Source organism: Streptomyces sp. NPDC015242, assembly GCF_043079125.1.
Lineage (GTDB): Bacteria > Actinomycetota > Actinomycetes > Streptomycetales > Streptomycetaceae > Streptomyces.
The window spans coordinates 74,793-97,408 of record NZ_JBIBUF010000014.1 but is presented as its reverse complement, the minus strand read 5'-3'; the positions used below and the strand labels follow the sequence as shown (position 1 = coordinate 97,408).

The 22,616-nt window shown below is 73.1% G+C and carries 19 protein-coding genes and 1 riboswitch; of the genes, 14 read left to right on the top strand and 5 right to left on the bottom strand.

The window, feature by feature from the left end; genetic code table 11:
- Positions 1–36 precede the first annotated feature (36 nt).
- A complete protein-coding gene (gene fmt / locus ACF07N_RS35205; RefSeq protein WP_392120827.1) occupies positions 37–969 on the top strand; it encodes a methionyl-tRNA formyltransferase in 933 nt (310 codons plus the stop codon).
- A gap of 160 nt (positions 970–1,129) precedes the next feature.
- Positions 1,130–2,548 (top strand): RsmB/NOP family class I SAM-dependent RNA methyltransferase, encoded by a 1,419-nt coding sequence (locus ACF07N_RS35200; RefSeq protein ID WP_392120825.1) that lies wholly within the window; start codon positions 1,130–1,132, stop codon positions 2,546–2,548.
- Here ACF07N_RS35200 and ACF07N_RS35195 read toward each other — a convergent pair.
- Positions 2,529–4,670 (bottom strand): MMPL family transporter, encoded by a 2,142-nt coding sequence (locus ACF07N_RS35195; RefSeq protein ID WP_392120823.1) that lies wholly within the window; start codon positions 4,668–4,670, stop codon positions 2,529–2,531. The genes ACF07N_RS35200 and ACF07N_RS35195 overlap by 20 nt on opposite strands.
- A gap of 131 nt (positions 4,671–4,801) precedes the next feature.
- Here ACF07N_RS35195 and rpe point away from each other — a divergent pair, with 131 nt between their 5' ends.
- The 7 genes from rpe (at position 4,802) to ACF07N_RS35160 (ending at position 12,116) form a co-directional block, all read left to right on the top strand.
- A complete protein-coding gene (rpe, locus tag ACF07N_RS35190) occupies positions 4,802–5,488 on the top strand; it encodes a ribulose-phosphate 3-epimerase (protein WP_383348765.1) in 687 nt (228 codons plus the stop codon).
- Between the two features lie 78 nt (positions 5,489–5,566).
- Entirely contained in the window at positions 5,567–6,610 is a 1,044-nt protein-coding gene (locus tag ACF07N_RS35185; protein ID WP_311687798.1) for a sugar-binding domain-containing protein, read from the top strand.
- Between the two features lie 3 nt (positions 6,611–6,613).
- Positions 6,614–6,952, top strand: a complete 339-nt coding sequence (locus ACF07N_RS35180) for a barstar family protein (RefSeq protein WP_392120820.1) — start codon at positions 6,614–6,616, stop codon at positions 6,950–6,952.
- Between the two features lie 157 nt (positions 6,953–7,109).
- Positions 7,110–8,552 carry a GuaB1 family IMP dehydrogenase-related protein gene (locus ACF07N_RS35175; protein ID WP_392120818.1) on the top strand — a complete coding sequence of 481 codons (1,443 nt, stop codon included), beginning with the start codon at positions 7,110–7,112 and terminating at the stop codon, positions 8,550–8,552.
- Between the two features lie 298 nt (positions 8,553–8,850).
- The gene (locus ACF07N_RS35170; RefSeq protein ID WP_383334941.1) at positions 8,851–10,320 is read left to right on the top strand and encodes an amino acid permease; all 1,470 of its coding nucleotides are present in this window, start codon (positions 8,851–8,853) and stop codon (positions 10,318–10,320) included.
- A gap of 10 nt (positions 10,321–10,330) precedes the next feature.
- A complete protein-coding gene (locus ACF07N_RS35165; RefSeq protein ID WP_031116678.1) occupies positions 10,331–10,783 on the top strand; it encodes an Lrp/AsnC family transcriptional regulator in 453 nt (150 codons plus the stop codon).
- Positions 10,784–10,919: 136 nt separating this feature from the next.
- Positions 10,920–12,116, top strand: a complete 1,197-nt coding sequence (locus ACF07N_RS35160) for an MFS transporter (RefSeq protein ID WP_392120816.1) — start codon at positions 10,920–10,922, stop codon at positions 12,114–12,116.
- Here ACF07N_RS35160 and ACF07N_RS35155 read toward each other — a convergent pair.
- Positions 12,085–12,687 (bottom strand): Repetin, encoded by a 603-nt coding sequence (locus ACF07N_RS35155; protein ID WP_392120814.1) that lies wholly within the window; start codon positions 12,685–12,687, stop codon positions 12,085–12,087. The two genes, ACF07N_RS35160 and ACF07N_RS35155, sit on opposite strands and share 32 nt — an antisense overlap.
- A gap of 321 nt (positions 12,688–13,008) precedes the next feature.
- On the opposite strand from ACF07N_RS35155, the gene ACF07N_RS35150 reads away from it, so the two are divergent.
- On the top strand, positions 13,009–13,797 hold the full coding sequence (locus ACF07N_RS35150) for a carbon-nitrogen hydrolase family protein (protein ID WP_392120812.1): 789 nt from the start codon (positions 13,009–13,011) through the stop codon (positions 13,795–13,797).
- 50 nt (positions 13,798–13,847) lie between these two features.
- Entirely contained in the window at positions 13,848–15,545 is a 1,698-nt protein-coding gene (locus ACF07N_RS35145; protein ID WP_392120810.1) for a flavin monoamine oxidase family protein, read from the top strand.
- On the opposite strand, the gene ACF07N_RS35140 is transcribed toward ACF07N_RS35145, so the two are convergent.
- Entirely contained in the window at positions 15,542–16,255 is a 714-nt protein-coding gene (locus ACF07N_RS35140) for a DUF5995 family protein (RefSeq protein WP_383334931.1), read from the bottom strand. The genes ACF07N_RS35145 and ACF07N_RS35140 overlap by 4 nt on opposite strands.
- Positions 16,256–16,431: 176 nt before the next feature.
- Between ACF07N_RS35140 and ACF07N_RS35135 the strand changes: the two genes are divergently transcribed.
- Positions 16,432–17,562 (top strand): glycoside hydrolase family 6 protein, encoded by a 1,131-nt coding sequence (locus ACF07N_RS35135; protein ID WP_392120854.1) that lies wholly within the window; start codon positions 16,432–16,434, stop codon positions 17,560–17,562.
- On the opposite strand, the gene ACF07N_RS35130 is transcribed toward ACF07N_RS35135, so the two are convergent.
- The gene (locus tag ACF07N_RS35130) at positions 17,541–18,920 is read right to left on the bottom strand and encodes a uracil-xanthine permease family protein (RefSeq protein ID WP_383334929.1); all 1,380 of its coding nucleotides are present in this window, start codon (positions 18,918–18,920) and stop codon (positions 17,541–17,543) included. The two genes, ACF07N_RS35135 and ACF07N_RS35130, sit on opposite strands and share 22 nt — an antisense overlap.
- A 141-nt stretch (positions 18,921–19,061) precedes the next feature.
- Here ACF07N_RS35130 and ACF07N_RS35125 point away from each other — a divergent pair, with 141 nt between their 5' ends.
- Complete coding sequence (locus tag ACF07N_RS35125) at positions 19,062–19,520, top strand: acyl-CoA thioesterase (RefSeq protein ID WP_383348751.1); 459 nt, start codon at positions 19,062–19,064, stop codon at positions 19,518–19,520.
- Here ACF07N_RS35125 and ACF07N_RS35120 read toward each other — a convergent pair.
- On the bottom strand, positions 19,480–20,685 hold the full coding sequence (locus ACF07N_RS35120; protein WP_383334980.1) for an MFS transporter: 1,206 nt from the start codon (positions 20,683–20,685) through the stop codon (positions 19,480–19,482). The two genes, ACF07N_RS35125 and ACF07N_RS35120, sit on opposite strands and share 41 nt — an antisense overlap.
- A gap of 137 nt (positions 20,686–20,822) precedes the next feature.
- Here ACF07N_RS35120 and ACF07N_RS35115 point away from each other — a divergent pair, with 137 nt between their 5' ends.
- Complete coding sequence (locus tag ACF07N_RS35115; RefSeq protein WP_383334925.1) at positions 20,823–22,049, top strand: ROK family transcriptional regulator; 1,227 nt, start codon at positions 20,823–20,825, stop codon at positions 22,047–22,049.
- A gap of 306 nt (positions 22,050–22,355) precedes the next feature.
- Positions 22,356–22,486: riboswitch (FMN riboswitch) on the top strand.
- The last annotated feature ends 130 nt before the right edge of the window (positions 22,487–22,616 follow it).

Below are 22,616 nucleotides of genomic sequence, written 5' to 3'. Positions count from 1 at the left end.
CGTGATCGCCCCCGACCGAGAGGCCGCCACCACCCCATGAAGCTCGTCTTCGCCGGTACCCCCGAGGTCGCCGTTCCCGCCCTGGACGCTCTCCTCGCCTCCGGGCGGCACGAGGTGGCCGCCGTCGTCACCCGGCCCGACGCGCCGGCCGGGCGCGGACGCAGGCTCGTCGCGTCCCCCGTCGCGGAGCGTGCGGAGGAGGCCGGCATCGAGGTGCTGAAGCCGGTGAAGCCGAAGGACCCCGAGTTCCTGGAACGGCTGCGGCAGATCGGCCCGGACTGCTGCCCGGTCGTGGCCTACGGCGCGCTGCTGCCCCGGGTCGCCCTCGACATTCCCGCACACGGCTGGGTCAACCTGCACTTCTCCCTGCTGCCGGCCTGGCGGGGTGCCGCGCCCGTGCAGCACGCCATCATGGCCGGGGACGAGATCACCGGCGCCTCCACGTTCCTCATCGAGGAGGGGCTCGACTCGGGTCCCGTGTACGGCACGGTGACCGAGGAGATCCGGCCCACCGACACCAGCGGGGACCTGCTGACCCGGCTCGCCTTCGCCGGGTCGGGGCTGCTCGCGGCGACCATGGACGGCATCGAGGACGGCACGCTGAAGGCCGTCCCGCAGCCGGCCGAGGGCGTCAGCCTGGCCCCCAAGGTCAACGTCGAGGACGCCCGCGTCGACTGGAACGCGCCCGCGCTGCGCGTCGACCGCCTGGTGCGGGGCTGCACACCGGCGCCCGGCGCCTGGACCACGTTCCGCGGCGAGCGCCTGAAGCTCATCCAGGCCGTCCCCGTGCCCGAGCGGACGGACCTCGCGCCCGGGCGGATCGCCGCCGGCAAGAACAGCGTGCACGTCGGGACGGGGTCGTACGGCGTGGAGCTGCTGTGGGTGCAGGCGCAGGGCAAGAAGCCGATGCGGGCGGCGGACTGGGCGCGCGGCGTGCGCATCGCCGAGGGGGAGCGGCTCGGGAGCTGACCGGCGGGACCGCCCGGCGGGTGGCCGTCGCCGCTCGCCCGGCGCGTCCCGTCTCCTGTCGCCCCGCCCGTTTCGTTCCCCTTCCCCCTCACCCCGGCCGCACCGCGTCGCGGCGTAGGCTGGAGCGCGCACCTCCTCTGATACCCGGAGCACCTTTTTCGTGAGTGACCAGCCCCGTCGGCCCCGCCCGTCCGGCAAGCCCTACCGTCGGCCCCAGAAGGACCCCGTCCGTATCCTCGCCTTCGAGGCGCTGAGGGCCGTGGACGAGCGGGACGCCTACGCCAACCTCGTCCTGCCGCCGCTGCTGCGCAAGGCGCGGGACAAGGGCGACTTCGACGCGCGGGACGCGGCGCTCGCCACCGAGCTGGTGTACGGGACGCTGCGGCGGCAGGGCACGTACGACGCGATCATCGCGACCTGTGTCGACCGGCCGCTCGGCGAGGTCGACCCGCCGGTGCTGGACGTGCTCAGCCTCGGCGCGCACCAGTTGCTCGGCACGCGCATCCCGACGCACGCGGCCGTGTCCGCCACCGTCGAGCTCGCCCGGGTCGTGCTCGGCGACGGGCGGGCCAAGTTCGTCAACGCCGTGCTGCGCAAGGTCGCGCGGGAGGACCTGGACGGCTGGCTGGAGCGGGTCGCGCCGCCGTACGAGGACGACCCCGAGGACCATCTCGCCGTGGTGCACTCGCATCCGCGGTGGGTCGTCTCCGCGCTGTGGGACTCGCTGGGCGGCGGGCGCGACGGCATCGAGGAGCTGCTGCGGGCCGACAACGAGCGGCCCGAGGTGACGCTCGTGGCGCGGCCCGGCCGGGCCACCGCCGGGGAACTGATGGCCGTGGACGCCGCCGTGCCCGGGCGCTGGTCGCCGTACGCGGTGCGGCTGAGCGAGGGCGGTGAACCCGGCGCCGTGCCGGCGGTGCGCGACGGGCGCGCGGGCGTGCAGGACGAGGGCAGTCAGCTGGTGGCGATCGCCCTCGCCAACGCCCCGGTGGAAGGTTCCGACCGGCGGTGGCTCGACGGGTGCGCCGGTCCCGGTGGCAAGGCGGCGCTGCTCGGCGCGCTGGCCGCCGAGCGGGGTGCCCTGCTCGTCGCCTCCGAGAAGCAGACCCACCGAGCCGGGCTGGTGGCCCGGGCACTGGACGGCAACCCGGGGCCGTACCAGGTGATCGCCGCGGACGGGACCCGCCCGGCGTGGCGGCCCGGCAGCTTCGACCGGGTGCTGGTCGACGTGCCGTGCACCGGCCTCGGCGCCCTGCGCCGCCGCCCGGAGGCACGCTGGCGGCGCCGCCCCGAGGACCTGGAGGGCTTCGCTCCGCTGCAGCGCGGGCTGCTGCGTACCGCCCTGGAGTCGGTGCGGGTCGGCGGCGTCGTGGGCTACGCGACCTGCTCGCCGCACCTCGCCGAGACCCGGGCCGTGGTCGCCGACGTGCTCAAGCAGCACCCGGAGACCGATCTGATCGACGCCCGGCCCCTGCTGCCCGGCGTGCCCGACCTGGGCGACGGTCCGGACGTGCAGCTGTGGCCGCATCTGCACGGGACCGACGCGATGTACCTGGCGCTCATTCGCCGGACCGGCTGACCCCCGCGCCGACGCTCTCCCGGGACGCCGCACCGCCGTCCTCCCGCGCCAGCCGGTGCGGCCACCACACCTTCGGGCCCACGTCCAGGAACAGGGACGTGACCAGGACCGAGCGCACGATGAAGGTGTCGATGAGGACGCCGAGGGCGACCGCGAAGCCGATCTCGGCGAAGCCGACCATCGGCAGGGTGCCGAGGGCGGCGAAGGTGCCGGCCAGGACCAGTCCGGCGGAGGTGATGACCGCCCCGGTGGCGGCCAGGCCGGTGACCACGCCCGCTCTGGTGCCCTGACGGGCCGCCTCCTCGCGGATCCGGGTGGTCAGGAAGATGTTGTAGTCGATGCCGAGGGCCACCAGGAAGACGAAGACGAACAGCGGGAAGTCGGTCGCCTCGCCCGCGTAGTCGAAGACGTACCGGAACGCGAGCGCGCTGATGCCGAGCGCCGCCGCGAACGACAGGATCACCGTCCCGATCAGCAGCAGCGGGGCGACCAGCGCCCGCAGCAGGACGCCGAGGATCAGCAGCACCACGAGCAGCACCAGCGGGATGATCAGCAGGTTGTCGTGCGTGGTCGCGCGGTCCATGTCGAGCAGGGCCGCCGTACCGCCGCCCACCTGGGCGTCGGCGTCCGGCACCGCGTGCACGGCGTCCCGGACCCGTTCCACCGTCTGCTTGGCGGCCTCGCTGTCCGCCGGGGCGGTCATGGTGGCCTCGAACAGGACCCTGCCCTCGAAGGCCGGTTTCGTGCCGGGCGGCAGGCCGAGGGACTGGGGGACCACGCCGGGCGTCCCGGCGACCGCGCGGCCCACCTGCACGGCCTGCGCCTGGTTGCTGATGATCACCAGGGGATCACCGCTGCCCGCCGGGAAGTAGCGCGCCGAGACCTCCTGGCCCGTGATCGAGTCGGGTTTCCCGGTGAAGGCGTCGGCGTTGCTGATGCCTTCCGCGCGCAGCTGGATCAGGCCCAGCGAGCACACCGCCAGGGCCAGGGCCGTCACGGCCCAGGTCATGCGGGGGCGGCGGGCGATCCGGCGCCCGGTGCGCGCCCAGATGCCGTGCTCGGTCGGGTCGGGCGCGCCGTAGTGCGGGATCACCGGCCAGAAGATCCACCGGCCGACGACCACCAGCAGGGCCGGGAACAGGCTCATCATCGCCAGCAGGGCGACCGCGACCCCGATCGCGGCGACCGGGCCCAGGCCCCTGGTGGAGTTCATCTCTGCGGCCAGCAGCACCAGCATGCTCAGCACGACCGTCACGCCGGAGGCCAGCACCGCGGGGCCGGCCCTGTGCAGCGCCAGGGCCATCGCCTCGTGCCGGTCCTCGTGCCGGCGCAGTTCCTCCCGGTAGCGGGCGACCAGCAGCAGGGCGTAGTCCGTGCCCGCGCCGAAGACGAGCACCGTGAGGATGCCGGCGCTCTGCCCGTTGACGGTCAGGCCCGCGTGCTCGGCCAGCAGATAGATCAGCGCCTGCGAGGCGAACAGGGCGCACACCACCGCGATCAGGGGGACCAGCAGAAGAGTCAGGCTGCGGTAGGTGATCAGCAGCATGACGACGACGACCGCCATCGCCGAGAACAGCAGCGTCGAGTCGATGCCCTCGAAGGCCTCCGCGAAGTCCGCCGAGGTGCCGCCCGGGCCCGTGATGTGCACGGCCAGTCCGCCGCCGCCCTCACCGACGTCCTCCCGGATCGAGTCGACGGCCGGGGCGATCCGCTCCCAGCCCTTCTCGTCCATCGTGATCGGCACGAAGACCTGCGCCGCCCGCGGATCGGCCGGCCGGTCGAAGACCGGGCCGCGGGTCCGCTCGCCCATGATCCCGTGGTCGCTCAGCTGCTTCAGCTGCCGGACGTCCTCGGCGATCTCCGCCCGGTCCTGCGGGGTCAGGCCGCTGTCGCGCGCGTAGATCACGATCGCCGGGATCTGCTCCGGCCGGAAGTCCTCGGACGCCTCCAGCACCTGCGTCGACTCCGCGGACCCCGGCAGCCAGGACGCCGCGTCGTTGTCCTGCGCGTCGGTGAGCTTCATGGCGAACGGCGCGGCCACGAACAGCACCACCAGCCACAGCGCCACCACCAGCCACTTGGCCCGTCGCCCGCAGACGAGATGCGCTACGCCCTGTCTCATGGCAACCCCCTCCGCCGCGGCGCCCCGTGAGGCGCGCGCGGAACCGTGCGGCGGGCCGCTTCCGGCCCGCACCCGACAGACCACCCGGGACCGATGCTCACAACCCCCGCGGGGCATGGCAGTCTTAGGACATGGCCGTGCAGATCAACCCCAGCATCCTGTCCGCCGACTTCGCCCGCCTCGCGGACGAGGCGAAGGCCGTGGAGGGAGCCGACTGGCTCCACGTCGACGTCATGGACAACCATTTCGTCCCGAACCTCACGCTCGGCGTGCCGGTCGTGGAGTCACTGGCCCGTGCGACGGACACCCCGCTGGACTGCCATCTGATGATCGAGGCCCCCGACCGCTGGGCGCCCCAGTACGTGGAAGCGGGGGCCGGTTCCGTCACCTTCCACGTCGAGGCCGCCGCCGCCCCGGTCCGGCTCGCGCGGGAGATCCGGGCCAAGGGCGCCCGCGCCTCCATGGCGCTGAAGCCCGCGACCCCCATCGAGCCGTACGAGGACCTGCTCCCCGAGCTCGACATGCTGCTGATCATGACGGTCGAGCCGGGCTTCGGGGGACAGGCCTTCCTCGACATCATGCTTCCGAAGATTCGCCGCACCCGCGAGTTGATCAACAAGCACGGCCTCGAGCTCTGGCTCCAGGTAGACGGCGGAGTCTCCGCGTCCACCATCGAGCGCTGCGCGGACGCCGGAGCCGACGTCTTCGTGGCCGGATCGGCGGTCTACGGGGCAAACGACCCGGCAGAGGCGGTACGTGCACTACGCACCCAGGCCGAGGCGACGACGGCGAAGGCCTCCTGGGCCTGCGACCACTGAGCCACAGCAAAGTGAACGGCTCTCATCAGGGCTGATCATCCGCGCCGGATCTGCAAGGATGAACGGCGAATCCAGAGTGTGAACAGCAGTGAGGAGATCGCCGTGTCGGGTATGTCGGCGGGCCGGTCAGCCATGCGGATGGGACCCGCTGAGCTGGTGCAGGCGGCGGCCATGGCCCGCCGCTTCTACCTCGAGGGGAAGTCCAAGATCCAGATCGCCGAGGAGTTCGGCGTCAGCCGCTTCAAGGTGGCCCGGGTCCTGGAGACCGCCCTCGAACGGGATCTCGTACGTATCGAGATCCGTGTGCCTGCGGAGCTGGACGCCGAGCGCTCGGACGCGCTGCGCGCCCGTTACGGCCTCAGGCACGCCGTCGTGGTCGAATCCCCGGCCGAGGCCGAGGAGACGCCCGACCCCGAGAACCTGGGAGAGGTGGCCGCCGACCTGCTCGGCGAGCTGGTCGACGAAGGTGACGTGCTGGGCCTGGCCTGGGGCCGCTCCACCATCCACATGGCGGCGGCGCTCGACCGGCTGCCCCCGTGCACGGTGGTGCAGCTGACGGGCGTGTACGACGCCGGGACCGCCGAGCGCGGCTCGGTCGAGGCCGTGCGCCGCGCCGCCCAGGTGGCCGGCGGGGACGCCCACCCGATCTACGCGCCCATGCTGCTGCCCGACGCGGCCACGGCCGCGGCGCTGCGCAACCAGACGGGCATCGCCCGGGCCTTCGAGCACTTCGACAAGGTCACCGTCGCCTGTGTCTCCATCGGCTCCTGGGAGCCGGGCATCTCCACGGTCCACGACATGCTCAGCGACGAGGAGCGGGCGCACTACGCCTCCCTCGGGGTCGCCGCCGAGATGTCCGCGCACCTCTTCGACGCCGAGGGCCGCCGGGTCGGGCGGGACCTGGGCGAGCGGTGCATCACCGTCAAGGCCGACCAGCTGCGCCGGATCCCCGAGGTCGTCGCGATCGCGGGCGGGCAGCGCAAGGGGCCCGCGATCGACGCGGTACTGCGCTCCGGTCTCGTCACCAGCCTGGTGACGGACACGTCGGCCGCGGACTACCTCATGACGGCGGGCCCGGCGCCGAAGCCCGCGCTCAACCGGGCCGACCCGGACGGGGTCTGACGGGTGGCGGACCAGGCGCACGGGGTACCGGACGACCCGGCCGGCCGGGTCGTCCTCGTCCTCGACCTCGACGGGGTCACGGACAAGGCGGGCCTCATGGACCGCTGCGCCCGTGACCTGTCCCTGCCCGCGTGGTTCGGCCGCAACTGGGACGCCCTCGCCGACTGCCTGTCCGACCCCGCGCTCTGGCCCGAGGGCGCGGGAGAGCGGGGGCTGCTGGTCGTCGTCACGGGCTGGCGGGCCTTCGCCGGGGCGCGGCCCGAGGAGTGGCAGGTCGCCGAGGAGATCTTCGCCGAGGCGACGGACCGGGGCCCGGGTCTCTTCGTGACCCTGGGCTCCTGAAGGCGCGCTTGGAGAATCCTCCGAACACCCCCTGACCAGCCTGGACGATCTGTCGGGGGTGGTTCGCGCGCCCGGCATGGGAGAATGAAGTACGTGCTCTTTTCCCCCTGGCCGGCCGGTCGGGGGGTCACCTCTGATCGACTGGGATGTGCAGCACGTGCGTTTCCTCAATGACATCCAGCCCGGGTACGACCTGACGTACGACGACGTCTTCATGGTGCCGAGCCGCTCCTCGGTGGGCTCCCGGCAGGCCGTCGACCTCAGTTCCCCGGACGGCACGGGCACCACCATCCCGCTCGTCGTCGCCAACATGACCGCCATCGCCGGGCGCCGCATGGCCGAGACGGTGGCCCGCCGCGGCGGCCTGGTGGTGATACCGCAGGACATTCCGATCGACGTCGTCACCGACGTCGTCTCCTGGGTCAAGAGCCGCCACCTGGTGCTGGACACCCCGATCATCCTGTCCCCGCACCAGACCGTCGCGGACGCCCTGGCGCTGCTGCCCAAGCGGGCGCACAACGCGGGCGTCGTCGTCGACGAGGACCACAAGCCGGTCGGCGTGGTCACCGACTCCGACCTCTCCGGCGTCGACCGCTTCACGCAGCTCTCCGAGGTCATGTCCCGGGACCTGCTGCTCATCGACGCCGACATGGACCCCGGCGAGGCCTTTGGCACCCTCGACCACGCCAACCGCCGCTACGCCCCGGCCGTGCACAGGAACGGCACGCTCGCCGGCATCCTCACCCGCAAGGGCGCCCTGCGCGCCACGCTGTACACCCCGGCCACCGACGCGCGGGGCCGGCTGCGCGTCGCCGCCGCCGTCGGCATCAACGGCGACGTCGCGGGCAAGGCCGAGCAGCTGCTGGACGCGGGCGTCGACACCCTCGTCATCGACACCGCGCACGGCCACCAGGAGTCGATGATCAGCGCCCTGAAGCTGGTGCGCGACCTCGACCCGCAGGTGCCGGTCGTCGCGGGCAACGTGGTGGCCGCCGCGGGCGTGCGCGACCTCATCGAGGCGGGCGCCGACATCGTCAAGGTCGGTGTCGGCCCGGGCGCCATGTGCACCACGCGCATGATGACCGGCGTCGGCCGGCCGCAGTTCTCCGCCGTGCTGGAGTGCGCCGCCGAGGCGAGGAAGTACGGCAAGCACGTGTGGGCCGACGGCGGTGTCCGCCACCCCCGCGACGTGGCCATGGCGCTCGCGGCCGGCGCGTCCAACGTGATGATCGGTTCCTGGTTCGCGGGCACCTACGAGTCCCCGGGCGACCTCCAGCACGACGCCCAGGGCCGCGCCTACAAGGAGTCCTTCGGCATGGCCTCCGCCCGGGCGGTGCGCAACCGCACCTCCGAGGAGTCGGCCTACGACCGGGCCCGCAAGGCGCTGTTCGAGGAGGGCATCTCCACCTCCCGCATGTTCCTCGACCCGGCCCGCCCCGGCGTCGAGGACCTGATCGACTCGATCATCGCGGGCGTCCGCTCCTCCTGCACCTACGCCGGCGCCGGCTCCCTGGAGGAGTTCGCCGAGAAGGCCATCGTCGGCATCCAGAGCGCCGCCGGCTACGCCGAGGGCAAGCCGCTGCACGCCAGCTGGAGCTGACCGGCCCAACTGCCGTCCCTACGGCCCCCGTTCCCCCTGCCCGGCAGGGAGGGGCGGGGGCCGTTCGCGTGCGCCCGCGCAACGGTCGAAAGCGGCGGTGCAACGAACCTCCGGTCAGCCCCCAGGCACGCAATGATCTTGCGTGGATGCGCAAGGTTGCTGCATTTCGACAGCAACGCCCCTCCTCATAGGCTGTCGCCTCGTACGTGGCGTGGCGGGGACTCCGCTCGACGGGTCCCTGCTCAAGGGTGCCCGCGGTCCCTGCCGCCCTGACCGGCAGCGATGAAGGAGCCAGCGCGTGCTCGACCAAGGCGCACCCCCGCAGAACCCAGGCCAGACAGCCGCCCCCTCGTCCCCGGGAACCGGCGCGCGCCTCATGCGCCGCAAGCCCGTGGAACGCCTGGTCGCGGAGGGTGGCCAGGGCGAGGGAGGGTCGCTGCGGCGCACCCTCGGGCTGTGGCAGCTCACCATGATCAGCATCGGCGCCACCCTCGGCACCGGCATCTTCGTGGTCCTCGGCGAGGCCGTCCCGAAGGCGGGCCCGGCCGTCACCCTCTCCTTCGTCATCGCCGGCCTGACCGCCCTGTTCTCGGCCCTGTCCTACGCCGAACTGGCCGGCACCATCCCGGTCTCCGGCTCCTCCTACTCGTATGCGTACGCAACGATGGGCGAGCTGATCGCCTGGATCTGCGGCTGGTGCCTGGTCCTGGAGTACGGCGTGTCCGTGGCCGCCGTCGCGGTCGGCTGGGGCGAGTACCTCAACGAACTGCTCGACGGGACCATAGGCGTCACCATCCCGGCCGCCCTGTCCGCCCCGCCCGGCGACGGCGGCGTGTTCAACCTGCCCGCGCTGATCGTGGTCCTGCTCGCCATGGCGTTCCTGCTGGGCGGTGCCCGCGAGTCCGCCCGCGCCAACACGATCATGGTCGTCGTGAAGATCGGCGCGCTGGTGCTGTTCTGCGCCATCGGCGTCCAGGGCTTCCGCTCCGGCAACTACGAGAACTTCATGCCGCTCGGCATGGCCGGGGTCAGCGCCGCCGGTGCCACGCTGTTCTTCTCCTACATCGGCTTCGACGCCGCCTCCACCGCCGGTGAGGAAGCCAAGGACGCCCAGCGCGACCTGCCCCGCGCGATCATGCTGTCGCTGGTCATCGTCACCGCGCTGTACGTCCTGGTCGCCGCGGTCGCCGTCGGCGCCAAGCCCTGGCGGAACTTCACCGACTCCGAGGCCGCGCTCGCCCAGATCATGCGCGAGGTCACCGGGCAGACGTTCTGGGGCACGCTGCTGGCGTTCTGCGCCGTCATCGCCATCGCGAGCGTCGTGCTGACCGTGCTCTACGGCCAGACCCGCATCCTGTTCGCCATGTCCCGCGACGGCCTGGTGCCCAAGGTGTTCGCGCGGGTCCACCCGAAGACCGGCACGCCCCGTGCCAACACCCTGATCGTCTCCCTCTTCTGCGGCGTGCTGGCCGCCGCGATCCCGCTCGGCCAGCTCGCCGACGCCACCAGCATCGGCACCCTGTTCGCCTTCGCGCTGGTCAACGTGGCCGTCGTGGTGCTGCGCCGGACCAAGCCGGACCTGCCGCGCACCTTCCGCGTGCCGCTCTCGCCGGTCCTGCCCGCGCTGGGCTTCGCCTTCTGCGTCTGGATGATGGGCAGCCTGTCGACCGTCACCTGGGTGGTCTTCGGTGTCTGGATGGCCGCCGGGCTCGTGTTCTACTTCGTGTACGGCTACCGCCGTTCCCGACTGGCACCCTCCGAGAAGTGAACGACCCACAGTGCTGAACGATCTCGACGAACGCATCGTGCACGCCCTCGCCGAGGACGCCCGCCGCTCCTACGCCGACATCGGCCATCTCGTCGGCCTGTCCGCGCCCGCCGTCAAACGGCGCGTCGACCGGCTGCGGGCCACCGGTGCCATCACCGGCTTCACCGTCCGCGTGGACCCGGGCGCCCTCGGCTGGGAGACCGAGGGGTTCGTCGAGATCTACTGCCGCGGCAACACCTCCCCGGAGACCATCCAGCGCGGCCTGGAGCGCTACCAGGAGGTCGTGGCCGCCTCCACCGTCACCGGGGACGCGGACGCGATCGCGCAGGTCTTCGCCTCCGACATGCGGCACTTCGAACGGGTCCTGGAGCGCATCGCCGGGGAGCCGTTCGTCGAGCGGACCAAGTCCGTGCTCGTCCTGTCGCCGCTGCTGCGGCGCTTCTCGTCGGGGTCGCCCACGTAAACCCGTGGCCCGGTCCTCACGCCGGGCCTAGCATCGGTGTCATGACCTGGCGACATTGATCCACCCGCCGTGCCTCCCGGGGACCGCCCCGGCCGCCGTACCTCCGGCGTCCGATCGGTCCTCACGGGAAGGCCCCATGACACTCTCACCCGCACGCGTGCCCGTCACCGGTGTCCGGCGGCTGACGACCACGCTGTACGGCTACGCGTTCCTCGACGACTTCGTCCTGCTCTACCCGGTGTACGCGCTGCTGTTCGCCGACACCGGCCTGTCGCTCTGGCAGATCTCCTCCCTGTTCGCCCTGTGGTCGGTCACCGGCGTGCTCCTCGAAGTGCCCTCCGGCGCCTGGGCCGACGCCGTCTCGCGCCGCCGGCTGCTGTGGATCGGCCCGCTGCTCACGGCCGCCGGCTTCGCACTGTGGACGGCCCTCCCGTCGTACGGGACCTTCGCGGCCGGCTTCGTCCTGTGGGGCGCCGGCGGCGCGCTCGGCTCCGGAGCGCTGGAGGCCCTCGTCTACGACGAGCTGGACCACCTCGGCGCCACCGGCCGGTACGCGCGGGTCATGGGCCGGGCCCGGGCCGCGCGGCTGACGGGCACCGTGGCCTCCCTCGGCCTCGCGGGGCCCGTGTTCGCCCAGGGCGGGTACGCGGCCGTCGGTGCCGCCAGCGTCCTGGCCTGTGTGCTGACCGCCCTGACCGCGGCCCGGCTCCCCGAGCACCGGAAGCGCCCGGGGGCCACGGGCGAGAACTGGGCGGTGACCCTGCGGACCGGGCTCGCCCAAGTCCGCAGGGACCGTGCGGTGCGCGGCGCCCTGCTGCTGGTCCCGGCCGTCGCCGCGGTGTGGGGCGCGCTCGACGAGTACACCCCGCTGCTGGTCCGGGACATCGGCGTCGCGGAGACGACGGTGCCCTACCTGGTCATGCTGATCTGGGCGGGGGCCACCGCCGGCGGCCTCCTGGCCGGACCGGCCGAGCGCCTCGGCACGGCCGGGTTGGCGGCCCTGCTCGCGGGCGGAGCGCTCGCCCTGGCCGTGGGCGCCGCCTCCCGCTCACTCGCGGGTGTCGCCCTCGTGGGCCTGGCCTTCGCCGCGTTCCAGCCGGCGGAGGTGCTGGCCGACGTCCGCCTCCAGCACCGGATCGAGGAGTCGCGCCGGGCCACGCTCACCTCGGTGGCGAGCCTGGGCACCGAGCTGGCCACGGTCGCCACGTTCGGCGGATACGCGCTGCTCGGTGCCGGCCTGCCCCACGGCACCGTCTTCGCGGTGCTGGCGGTGCCCTACCTGGTGACGGCCCTGGTGCTGGTCAGAAGTCGGGCTGCCAGGGCACGACCGTGAAGTCGCCCGTCCCCTTCGCGACCTTCTCGAAGGGGGCGGAGCTCACGCACTTGGGCAGCCCGTCCATCTCGGCGGGGGTACCCGTGGCGGCCCAGCTGTAGCCGAGCCGGTCGTGGCGGCCGAGGTCGTGGACGGTGACCCCGACCCGCTTGCCCTCGACGCCCGGCAGGTCGGACTCCGTGACGATGCCCGAGACGACGGCGACCTTGCCGCCGGTCAGCAGGCAGTCGACGGCGACCTCGGCCCGGGCCCCGCTGCCGTTCCGGTAGTGGCTGAACGCGAAGGTGCCGGTGGCCTTCATCGGGTCGGCCTCGTCCTGCGCGGCCAGGTGCGCGTCGAAGGAGAAGGTGATGTCGTCCCCGGCCGAGCGGTGCAGTTTGGCGGTGCCGGTGAGGGCCGCCGCCTCGCGCGGCCGGTCCGTCACCGGTGCCGCCGTCGCGTGCGGCCGGGGTGCTTCCGACACGGCCGCCCCGGGCGGCCGGGGTGTCTCCGACGCGGTCGCGGCCGAGGCCGCCCCGGCGGTGAGCAGCAGTGCGGAGCCGAGCACGACGATCTTGGTACGCCGCTTCATCTGGGTCCCTTTCCGCAGGTCGAGTGGACAGCCCCCACTCTCCCGGCCCGGTGCGGACGGGACATCGCGCTGCGGACGGGACCCCGCCTCCGCCGTGCGGCGGAGAGGACCGGACCGGACCCCGCTCCCAGGAGGAGCGGGGCCGGGCCCGAAGTCGCGCAACGAATCGCCGCCGGCCCCGCCAAGCGCGCAACGAACCGTCCACCGGCGCGCAACGGCTCCCGCTTGTCCGCCCTGGTCAGCCGCCCGTACCGTCTACGTGGCCCCTTCAACCATCCGGTGGGCCCTCCAGCCACCCTTCCGCCCCGGTGAGGAACACGCATGCGCACCGCCCTGCTCCAGAGCTCCGGCCGCCCCGGCTCCACCGTCGAGAACCTCAAGGTCCTCGACGAGGCCGCGGGCCGGGCCGCCGCCGCGGGAGCCGGGCTGCTGCTCACGCCGGAGATGTTCCTGACCGGATACGCGATCGGCGACGACATCGCTCGGCTCGCGGAGCCCGCCGACGGCGACTGCGCCGACGCGATCGCCGAGATCGCCACGAGCCACGGCCTGGCGATCGCCTACGGCTACCCCGAGCGGGACGGCGAGACGGTGTTCAACTCGGCCCAGCTGATCTCCGCCGACGGCACCCGGCTGGCGAACTACCGCAAGACCCACCTCTTCGGCTGCTTCGAACGCGACCACTTCACGCCCGGCGAGCAGCAGGTCGTCCAGGCCGAGATCGACGGCGTGCGCGTCGGCCTCCTCATCTGCTACGACGTGGAGTTCCCGGAGAACGTCCGCGCGCACGCCCTGGCCGGCACCGACCTGCTGGTCGTCCCGACCGCGCAGATGCACCCCTTCCAGTTCGTCGCCGAGTCGATGATCCCGGTGCGGGCCTTCGAGAGCCAGATGTACGTCGCGTACGTCAACCGGGTCGGCCGCGAGGGCGAGTTCGAGTTCGTGGGCCTGTCCACGCTCGCCGGGCCCGACGGCATCGCCCGGACCCGGGCCGGGCGGGGCGAGGACCTCGTCCTGGCCGACGTCGACCCGGCCTTCCTCGCCGCGTCGCGCGAGAACAACCCGTATCTGCGGGACCGGCGCCCCGGCCTGTACGGGTCGCTCGTCTGACACCGCCTCACCCGCCTGTTCCACCCCTCTGTGCAAGGAGTCCGCACCCCATGACGTCCACCGTGCCCAACGCCGTCGAGCACGCAGACGCGCAGCAGCCGCCGATCACCATGTTCGGCCCGGACTTCCCGTACGCCTACGACGACTTCCTCGCCCACCCCGCGGGCCTCGGCCAGATACCCGCGACCGAGCACGGCACGGAGGTCGCGGTCATCGGCGGCGGCCTGTCCGGCATCGTCGCCGCGTACGAGCTGATGAAAATGGGCCTCAAGCCGGTCGTCTACGAGGCCGACCAGATCGGCGGGCGGCTGCGCACGGTCGGCTTCGAGGGCTGCGACGACTCCCTCACCGCCGAGATGGGCGCGATGCGCTTCCCGCCGTCCTCCACGGCCCTGCAGCACTACATCGACCTCGTCGGTCTCCGGACGCGGCCGTTCCCCAACCCCCTCGCGGAGACGACCCCGTCGACCGTCGTCGACCTCAAGGGCGAGTCGCACTACGCCGAGACGATCGAGGACCTGCCGCAGGTCTACCGGGACGTCGCCGAGGCCTGGGGCCGGTGCCTGGAGGAGGGCGCCGACTTCTCCGACATGAACCGGGCGCTGCGCGAGCGGGACGTCCCGCGCATCCGCGAGATCTGGTCCAGGCTCGTCGAGAAGCTCGACAACCAGACCTTCTACGGGTTCCTCTGCGACTCCGAGGCCTTCAAGTCCTTCCGGCACCGGGAGATCTTCGGGCAGGTCGGCTTCGGCACGGGCGGCTGGGACACCGACTTCCCGAACTCCATCCTGGAGATCCTGCGTGTCGTCTACACCGAGGCCGACGACCACCACCGCGGCATCGTCGGCGGCTCCCAGCAGCTGCCGCTGCGCCTGTGGGAGCGCGAGCCGCAGAAGATCGTCCACTGGCCCCTGGGAACCTCGCTGGCGGGCCTGCACGAGGGCCGCGCCCCCCGCCCCGCGGTGACCCGGCTGCACCGCACGGCCGGCAACCGCATCACGGTGACCGACGCGCGCGGCGACATCCGCACCTACAAGGCGGCGATCTTCACCGCCCAGTCCTGGATGCTGCTGTCGAAGATCGACTGCGACGACTCGCTCTTCCCGATCGACCACTGGACGGCCATCGAGCGCACCCACTACATGGAGAGCTCCAAGCTGTTCGTGCCGGTGGACCGCCCGTTCTGGCTGGACAAGGACGAGGAGACCGGCCGGGACGTCATGTCGATGACGCTCACCGACCGCATGACGCGCGGCACCTACCTGCTCGACGACGGCCCGGACAAGCCCGCCGTCATCTGCCTGTCGTACACCTGGTGCGACGACAGCCTGAAGTGGCTGCCGCTGTCCGCGAACGAGCGGATGGAGGTCATGCTGAAGTCGCTCGGCGAGATCTATCCCAAGGTCGACATCCGCAAGCACATCATCGGCAACCCGGTGACCGTCTCCTGGGAGAACGAGCCCTACTTCATGGGCGCGTTCAAGGCGAACCTGCCCGGCCACTACCGCTACCAGCGGCGCCTGTTCACGCACTTCATGCAGGACCGGCTGCCCGAGGACAAGCGCGGCATCTTCCTCGCCGGCGACGACATCTCCTGGACGGCCGGCTGGGCCGAGGGCGCGGTCCAGACCGCCCTCAACGCGGTCTGGGGCGTCATGCACCACCTCGGCGGCACGACCGACCCGACCAACCCGGGCCCGGGCGACGTGTACGACGAGATCGCGCCGGTGGAACTGCCGGAGGACTAGTCCCGGAACGGCGGTTCGGCCAGCGGCGTGAGCAGCATGCGCCCCGCGAGTCCCACCGCCGTGTCCAGGCGTTCCGTGAACTCCCCGGCGATGTCGGGGAGTTCACGCAGGGCCCACAGGGCGCGGGCCGCCGTCCAGGCGGCGTCGCGGGCCCGGTCCAGGCTCCAGGAGCCCAGCAGGTGCGTCAGCGGGTCGGCGATCTGCAGGAGGTCGGGGCCCGGCATCAGCTCTTCGCGGATGCGCTCCTCCAGCGACACGAGGAGATCGCCCACGGTGTCGAACTCGTCCTCCAGCTCGGCCGGAGCGCAGTCGAGCGTACGGCAGGTGTCCACGACGGCCAGCGCGAGATCGTGCCCGATGTGCGCGTTGATGCCCGCCAGCGCGAACTGCAGCGGTCGTACCCCGGGATGGCGGCGGAACTGGAACAGCGGCCGCCAGCAGGCCGGTGCGCGGCGGTCCCGCGCCGCCGCCCCGACGGCGTCCAGATACCGCCGCGCGAACCGTACGTCCAGGGTGATCGCGGCGTACGGGTCCGCGAACCGCCCCGCGTCGACGTACCCGTCCACCGTCTCCGTCACGGTGAGATAGACGCGGTTGAACACCGCCACCCCGTCCCGCGGGTGCAGGGCCGCGTCGAGGGCGCGCATACGGCGGATCACTGCGTCGACCGGTGTGTCCACGGCTGGGGGGACTTGTTCGCATCGCGGCATGCGGGCAGAGTCCCAGCTCTAGGCTGGCGGGAGTACCGGCGGGCCCGGCGCTTCCCCGAAACGGGGGAACACCGCCCGCCGCAGGGGGAGGGGGGAGCGACAGCGTGGCAGGCTCGCGTGCCCAGCGCCTGGCCGCCCGCAGGGCCGCGCGCAGGCGTGCCGCCCGGCGCGGCGCGATGGTCGCCGTGGCCTCCGTCGTGGTCGTGGCCGGAGCGGTCGCCGGAACGCTCTCCGCGCTGGACGGCGGACCACGCGGTACCGGCCGGGCCAGGACCCCCGGGGTGACCGCATCCCCACGGCTGGCGCCCCTGCCGGCGCTGCCGGCGCCGTCCCCGTCAGCGGCCGAGTCGTCGGCTTCCGCTGCCCCGGGCGCCAGTGCCTCGCCCCCGCCGTCCCCGTCGAGGAGCGGGGCCGTGCGGCACCGGCGCAGTGCCCCGGCCGCGGGCCGGCTCTACCGCCACCCCGACTCCCAGGTGCTCGACTGGGTCCGCACCCACTCCGGCGACCCCCGGCACGCGGTCATCGCGTCCCGGATCGCCGCGCGGCCTGCCGCGGTCTGGTTCGCCGAGTACGCGCCGCGGACCCTCACCGACCGGGTCGCCGCCGTCACCTCCGGCGGGGCCGCCCAGGGCCGGGTGCCGGTCCTCGTGCCGTACGCGATCCCCGGCCGGGACTGCGGCGGCCACTCCCAGGGCGGGGCGCCGGACCTGGACGCCTACGACGCCTGGATCGACCGGTTCGCCGAGGGGCTCGGCTCCGGCGAGGTCATCGTCGTCCTGGAGCCGGACTCGGTCGCCCAGGCCGGGTGCCTCTCCGCCGGTGAGCGTGCCGACCGCTTCGCCTCCCTGGCCCGGGCCGGACGCGTCCTGAAGGCCGCCAACCCCCGGGCCCGCGTCTACTTCGACGCGGGCCACTCGGGCTGGAACGCGCCCGGCAAGCAGGCCGCCTGGCTGCGGCAGGCCGGTGCCGCCTCACCCGAGTCCTCGGACGGGATCTTCAGCAACGTCTCCAACTTCCACACCACCGCCGACGAGATCGCCTACGACCGGCGGGTCCTGGACGCGCTCGGCGGACCGGCGGGCCTCGGCGCCGTCATCGACACCAGCCGCAACGGCAACGGCGCCCCGGCCGACGGCGAGTGGTGCGACCCCGCGGGGCGCAGCCTCGGCCGGGCCCCGACCCTGGCCACCGGTGAGCCCCGGATCGACGCCTACCTGTGGGTCAAGCTGCCGGGGGAGTCGGACGGCTGCAAGGGCAGGCCGGGGACCTTCACCGCCTCCTACGCCTACGACTTGGCGTCGTCGTAGGAAGAGGTGCCCTCGTCCAGCAGCGGCGTCTGCGTCTTCAGATGGGCCGGGGCGAAGGCGCGCAGCGCGTGGTAGCCGGTGATCACGACCACCGTGCCGAGCGCGATGCCGCTGAGCGAGAAGGTGTCGGTGAACTCCAGCGACACGTTGCCGACGCCGATGATGATGCCCGCCGCCGCCGGGACCAGGTTCAGCGGATTGCGCAGGTCCACCTCGGCGTTGATCCAGATCTGCGCGCCGAGCAGGCCGATCATGCCGTACAGGATGACGGTGATGCCGCCGAGCACTCCGCCCGGGATCGCCGCGACGACCGCGCCGAACTTCGGGCAGAGGCCGAAGAGCAGGGCGAAGCCGGCCGCCGCCCAGTAGGCGGCCGTCGAGTAGACGCGGGTCGCGGCCATCACGCCGATGTTCTCGGAGTAGGTGGTGTTGGGCGGGCCGCCGACCGCGGTGGACAGCATCGAGCCGACGCCGTCGGCCGCGATCGCCGTGCCGAGCTTGTCGTCCAGCGGGTCGCCGGTCATCTCGCCGACCGCCTTCACGTGCCCGGCGTTCTCCGCGACCAGCGCGATGACGACCGGCAGGGCGACCAGGATCGCCGACCACTCGAAGGACGGCCCGTGCAGCGTCGGCAGCCCGATCCAGTCGGCCTGGCCCACGCCGGAGAGGTCCAGCCGCCAGTGGTCGGTGACCTTGCCGCTGCCGTCCGCCGAGTGGATCTTCCCGAAGACCAGGTCGAAGACCCAGGAGATGCCGTAGCCGAAGACCAGGCCGAGGAAGATCGCGATCCGGGACCAGAAGCCGCGCAGGCAGACCACCGCCAGGCCGGTGAACAGCATCACCAGCAGGGCCGTCCACTGGTCCTGCGGCCAGTACGTCGCGGCCGTGACCGGTGCCAGGTTGAAGCCGATGAGCATCACCACCGCGCCGGTCACGATCGGCGGCATCGCGGCGTGGATGATGCGGGCCCCGAACCGCCGCACGGCGAGCCCCACGAGGAACAGCGCGGCGCCGACGACGAACACCGCGCCGGTCACGGTGGCGCTGCTGCCGCCCTGCGCGCGGATCACCGCGGCCACCCCGACGAAGGAGAGGGAGCATCCCAGGTAACTGGGCACCCGGCCGCGCGTCGCCACCAGGAACACCATGGTCGCGACGCCCGACATCATGATCGCGAGGTTGGGGTCCAGGCCCATGAGGACCGGGGCGACGAAGGACGCCCCGAACATGGCCACCACGTGCTGGGCGCCGAGCCCGGCCGTGCGGGGCCAGGAGAGCCGCTCATCGGGCCGGACCACCGCACCGGGCGCCGGAACGCGTCCGTCGCCGTGCAGTTTCCAGCGGACGCCGAGATCCATGGGGGTGTCGCTTTCGTCGTACGGGCAGCTGAGTCCGGACCATTGTCCGGGCTGACGGGGCATGCTCCGTACACATGAGCGGACGCTTAGGATGGCGGTCGCTGTAGTGACCACCGATCCGCACGCCCAGGAGCCCCGCCCGTGACCGCCGAAGCCCTTCCCGCCCCCGCCCTGTCCCACGGCCGGCTGGTCCCCGTCACCGTCCACTTCGACGACCTGGACGCCCTCGGCCTGCTGCACAACGCCCGCTACCCGCTCATGGTGGAGCGGGCCTGGACCGACCTGTGGCAGGAGCGCGGCATCCGTTTCGAGGGCGACTGGGCGGCCGCGGGCGACGCCTGCAACGCGGTGAAGGAACTGACGATCACGTACGAGGCCCCGGTGACCCGGCCGGGCCCGTACGCCGTCCACCTCTGGCTGGAGCGGCTCGGCACGACCGGGCTCACGTACGGGTTCCGCTTCTGCTCGGCCGACGGCGTGACCACCTACGCCCGCGGGACCCGGGTGCTGGTCCGGCTGGACGCCGCCACGCTGCGCCCGGCCCCGTGGAGCGAGGAGTTCAGGGCCGCGGGTCGGGAACTGCTGCGTCCGGCCGGCTGATCTTCACCCGGTCGCCGGGGCGCAGCACCCGGGCGAAGGCGACCAGGCCGCCCGAGAGCAGCGTCACCAGGCAGAACGACACCATCAGGCTGGTCGCCTGGGCCAGCATGCCGATCGCGCTCGGCGCGATCAGGCCCGAGGTGTAGGTGATGGTCGCGACGCCCGCGATGGCCAGGCTCGGGTTGGCGCCGCTGCGGCCCGCCGCCGCGAAGCACAGCGGCACGACCACGGCGATGCCCAGTCCCATCAGCGCGAACCCGGTCATGGCCACAGCGGGGTGCTCGGCGAGGACGATCAGCAGCCCGCCGAGGACGGCGAACACCCCGCTCGCCCGCACGGTCCGCACGGCTCCGAAGCGGTCCACCACCTTGTCGCCGGCGATCCGGGCGACGGCCATGGTGAGCGTGAAACCGGTGGTGCAGGCCGCGGCGAGCCCGGCCGAGGTCTCCAGCTGCTCCCGCAGGTAGACGGCCGACCAGTCCAGACTCGCGCCCTCCGCGAAGACCGCGCAGAACCCGATCGCGCCGATGAGCAGCGCCGAGCGGGGCGGCAGCGCGAACCGCGGCGGCGGCTCCTCGTCCTCGGCGGGCTGCAGGTCGAGCACCCACTGGCAGGACAGCACGCCGACGACGGTGAGGACCGCGGCCGCCAGGACGTGGTGCAGCCGGGCGTCCGAGCCCAGGTGCGCGGCGAGCGTGCCGGCCGCGGAACCGACCAGGGCGCCCGCGCTCCACATGCCGTGCAGCCCGGACATGATCGACCGGTCCAGACGGTTCTCGACCTCCACGCCCAGCGCGTTCATCGCCACGTCCGCCATACCCGCCGTCGCGCCGTAGACGAACAGGGCGAGACAGAGCGTGAGCAGGTTCGGCGCGAGGGACGGCAGTACCAGCGACAGCGTCCACAGGGCGATCAGGCCGCGCAGTGCGTTGCGGGCGCCGAAGCGGTGGCTGACACTGCCGGCGAGCGGCATGGCGAGGGAGGCCCCGAGCGCGGGGAAGGCCAGGGCGATGCCCAGCTGACCGGCGCTCACGCCCGCGTGGTCCTGGATCCACGGCACCCGGGTGGCGAACGAGCCGGTCACGGCGCCGTGCACCGCGAAGACGGCGGCCACCGCGTACCGCGACCGCTTCACCTCGCGCTGTGCGTCGACCACGTTGCCCATTCTGCGGTCCCCCTCCTGCTCGCTCACGTGCACCCTGTCGTGCCGCCGTAAACTATCAGGAACCCTGCCTGATAATAAGAGGGTCTTCCCGCCGGGCCCCGGCCGAGAGGGCCTGGCGATCTGGAAGGATCCCCGGCATGCCCGCATCCCCGAGCACCGCCCGGGCCATCAACGACCGGCTCGCCCTGCGTCTGCTCCAGCAGGAGGGCCCGCTGACGGCAGGGCAGTTGAAGCAGCTGACCGGACTGTCCCGGCCGACCGTCGCCGACCTCGTCGAACGCCTCACCGCCGCCGGCCTGATCGAGGTCGTCGGCGAGACGGGGGAGCAGCGGCGCGGGCCGAACGCCAAGGTGTACGGCATCGTCGCCGGCCGGGCGCACCTCGCCGCGCTGGACATCCGCACCGAGGGCGTGGCCGTTGCCGTCGCCGACCTGGTGGGCCGGGTGCTGACGGAGGCGTCGGTGCCGATCGGCGGGGACACGGGCACCGGCCCGGCCGTCGAGCAGGCGGTCGCGCTGGTCGAGCACGCGGTCAAGGAGGCCGGGGCGGACCGGCTGCACACCGTCGGCATCGGCGCCCCCGGGCTGATCGACCCGGCCAGCGGCGAACTGCGCGACTCCTCCGGGCTGCCCGAATGGCACCGCCGGCTGGTCGCCGCCCTCCAGGAGCGGCTGCCCGAGGCGCGGGTGCGCGTGGAGAACGAGACGAACCTCGCGGCCGTGGCCGAGCAGCGCGACGGCGCCGCCCGGGACCGGGACACGTTCGTCCTGCTGTGGCTGGGGCACGGCACGGGAGCGGCGGTGGTCCTCGACGGGGCGCTGCGCCGCGGTGCCTCCGGCGGCACCGGTGAGATCGGCTTCCTGCCCGTCCCTGGCACCACCGCCCTGCCGACCGCCACCGACTGCGAGGGCGGTTTCCACTCCCTGGCCTCGGCGGCGGCGGTGGTGGACCTCGCGGCCCGCTGCGCGGTGCCGCTCGCCGCCGGTCACCGGCCGGCGGAGGCCGGGGCGCTGCGGGCCGCGGTCGCGCTCGTCCGTGAGGCGGCGGGCCGGGGGACCGCGGCCGACGCCCCGGCCACCCGTTTCCTGGACGCCCTCGCCGACCGGCTGGCTGTCGGGGTCGCCTCGGTCGTCGCGATCCTCGACCCGGGGTGCGTGGTGCTCGGGGGCGAGGTCGGGCAGGCCGGAGGCGCGGAACTCGCCGCGCGGGTGCGGGAGCGCCTGGCCCGGATGACGCCGCTGCCCACCGAGGTCCGCGCCAGCACCCTGGGCGGCGGCGCGGTCCTGCGCGGTGCGCTGCTGACCGCTCGGGACCGCGCGCAGGACGAGTTGTTCACGCGGGCAGGGGCAGGGCCGCGCCGGTAGCGCCCGGCGGCGACCCGGGCGCCGCGCTTGGGAGGCCCGACGGCGGGCAAGGGCCGTCGTCACCGCCGCCGGGCCGGTCTGTGGGGGGTGGGAGGTGCCGACCCTGGCGCTGACCCTAGAAAGGACTAGACCACAGCGTCAATAGGTGTGTACCAAGCCGGGTCGCGAGCCGAGTGCGGCGCCGGGCGCGGGAGTTGGGCGCGCGGTCGCGCTCGGGAAGGAACGCGACACGTTCTGTGAGGCACCCCACATTCCTCACCCGTCTGGACCTCGATCGGCCGTGGCACACTGGCCGTGTACCAGTAGCAGCGCACTCCGGGGTCGGTGAAAGTCCGAACCGGCGGTTACAGTCCGCGACCCGGTCGCCTCCAGCGACCGGTTGACCAGGTGAAATTCCTGGACCGACGGTTAAAGTCCGGATGGGAGGCAGTGCGCGGCGAGCGGGCATCCGTGCGCGCCGCCCGAGAAGTCCGTCCCCAAGGCGGACTCCATCCGGCGTCGCCCCGGTGTTCCTGCTCGTACCTCTGTCGTCATCGACAGCCCCGGAGTCCGTGCCCGAAGAGGCAG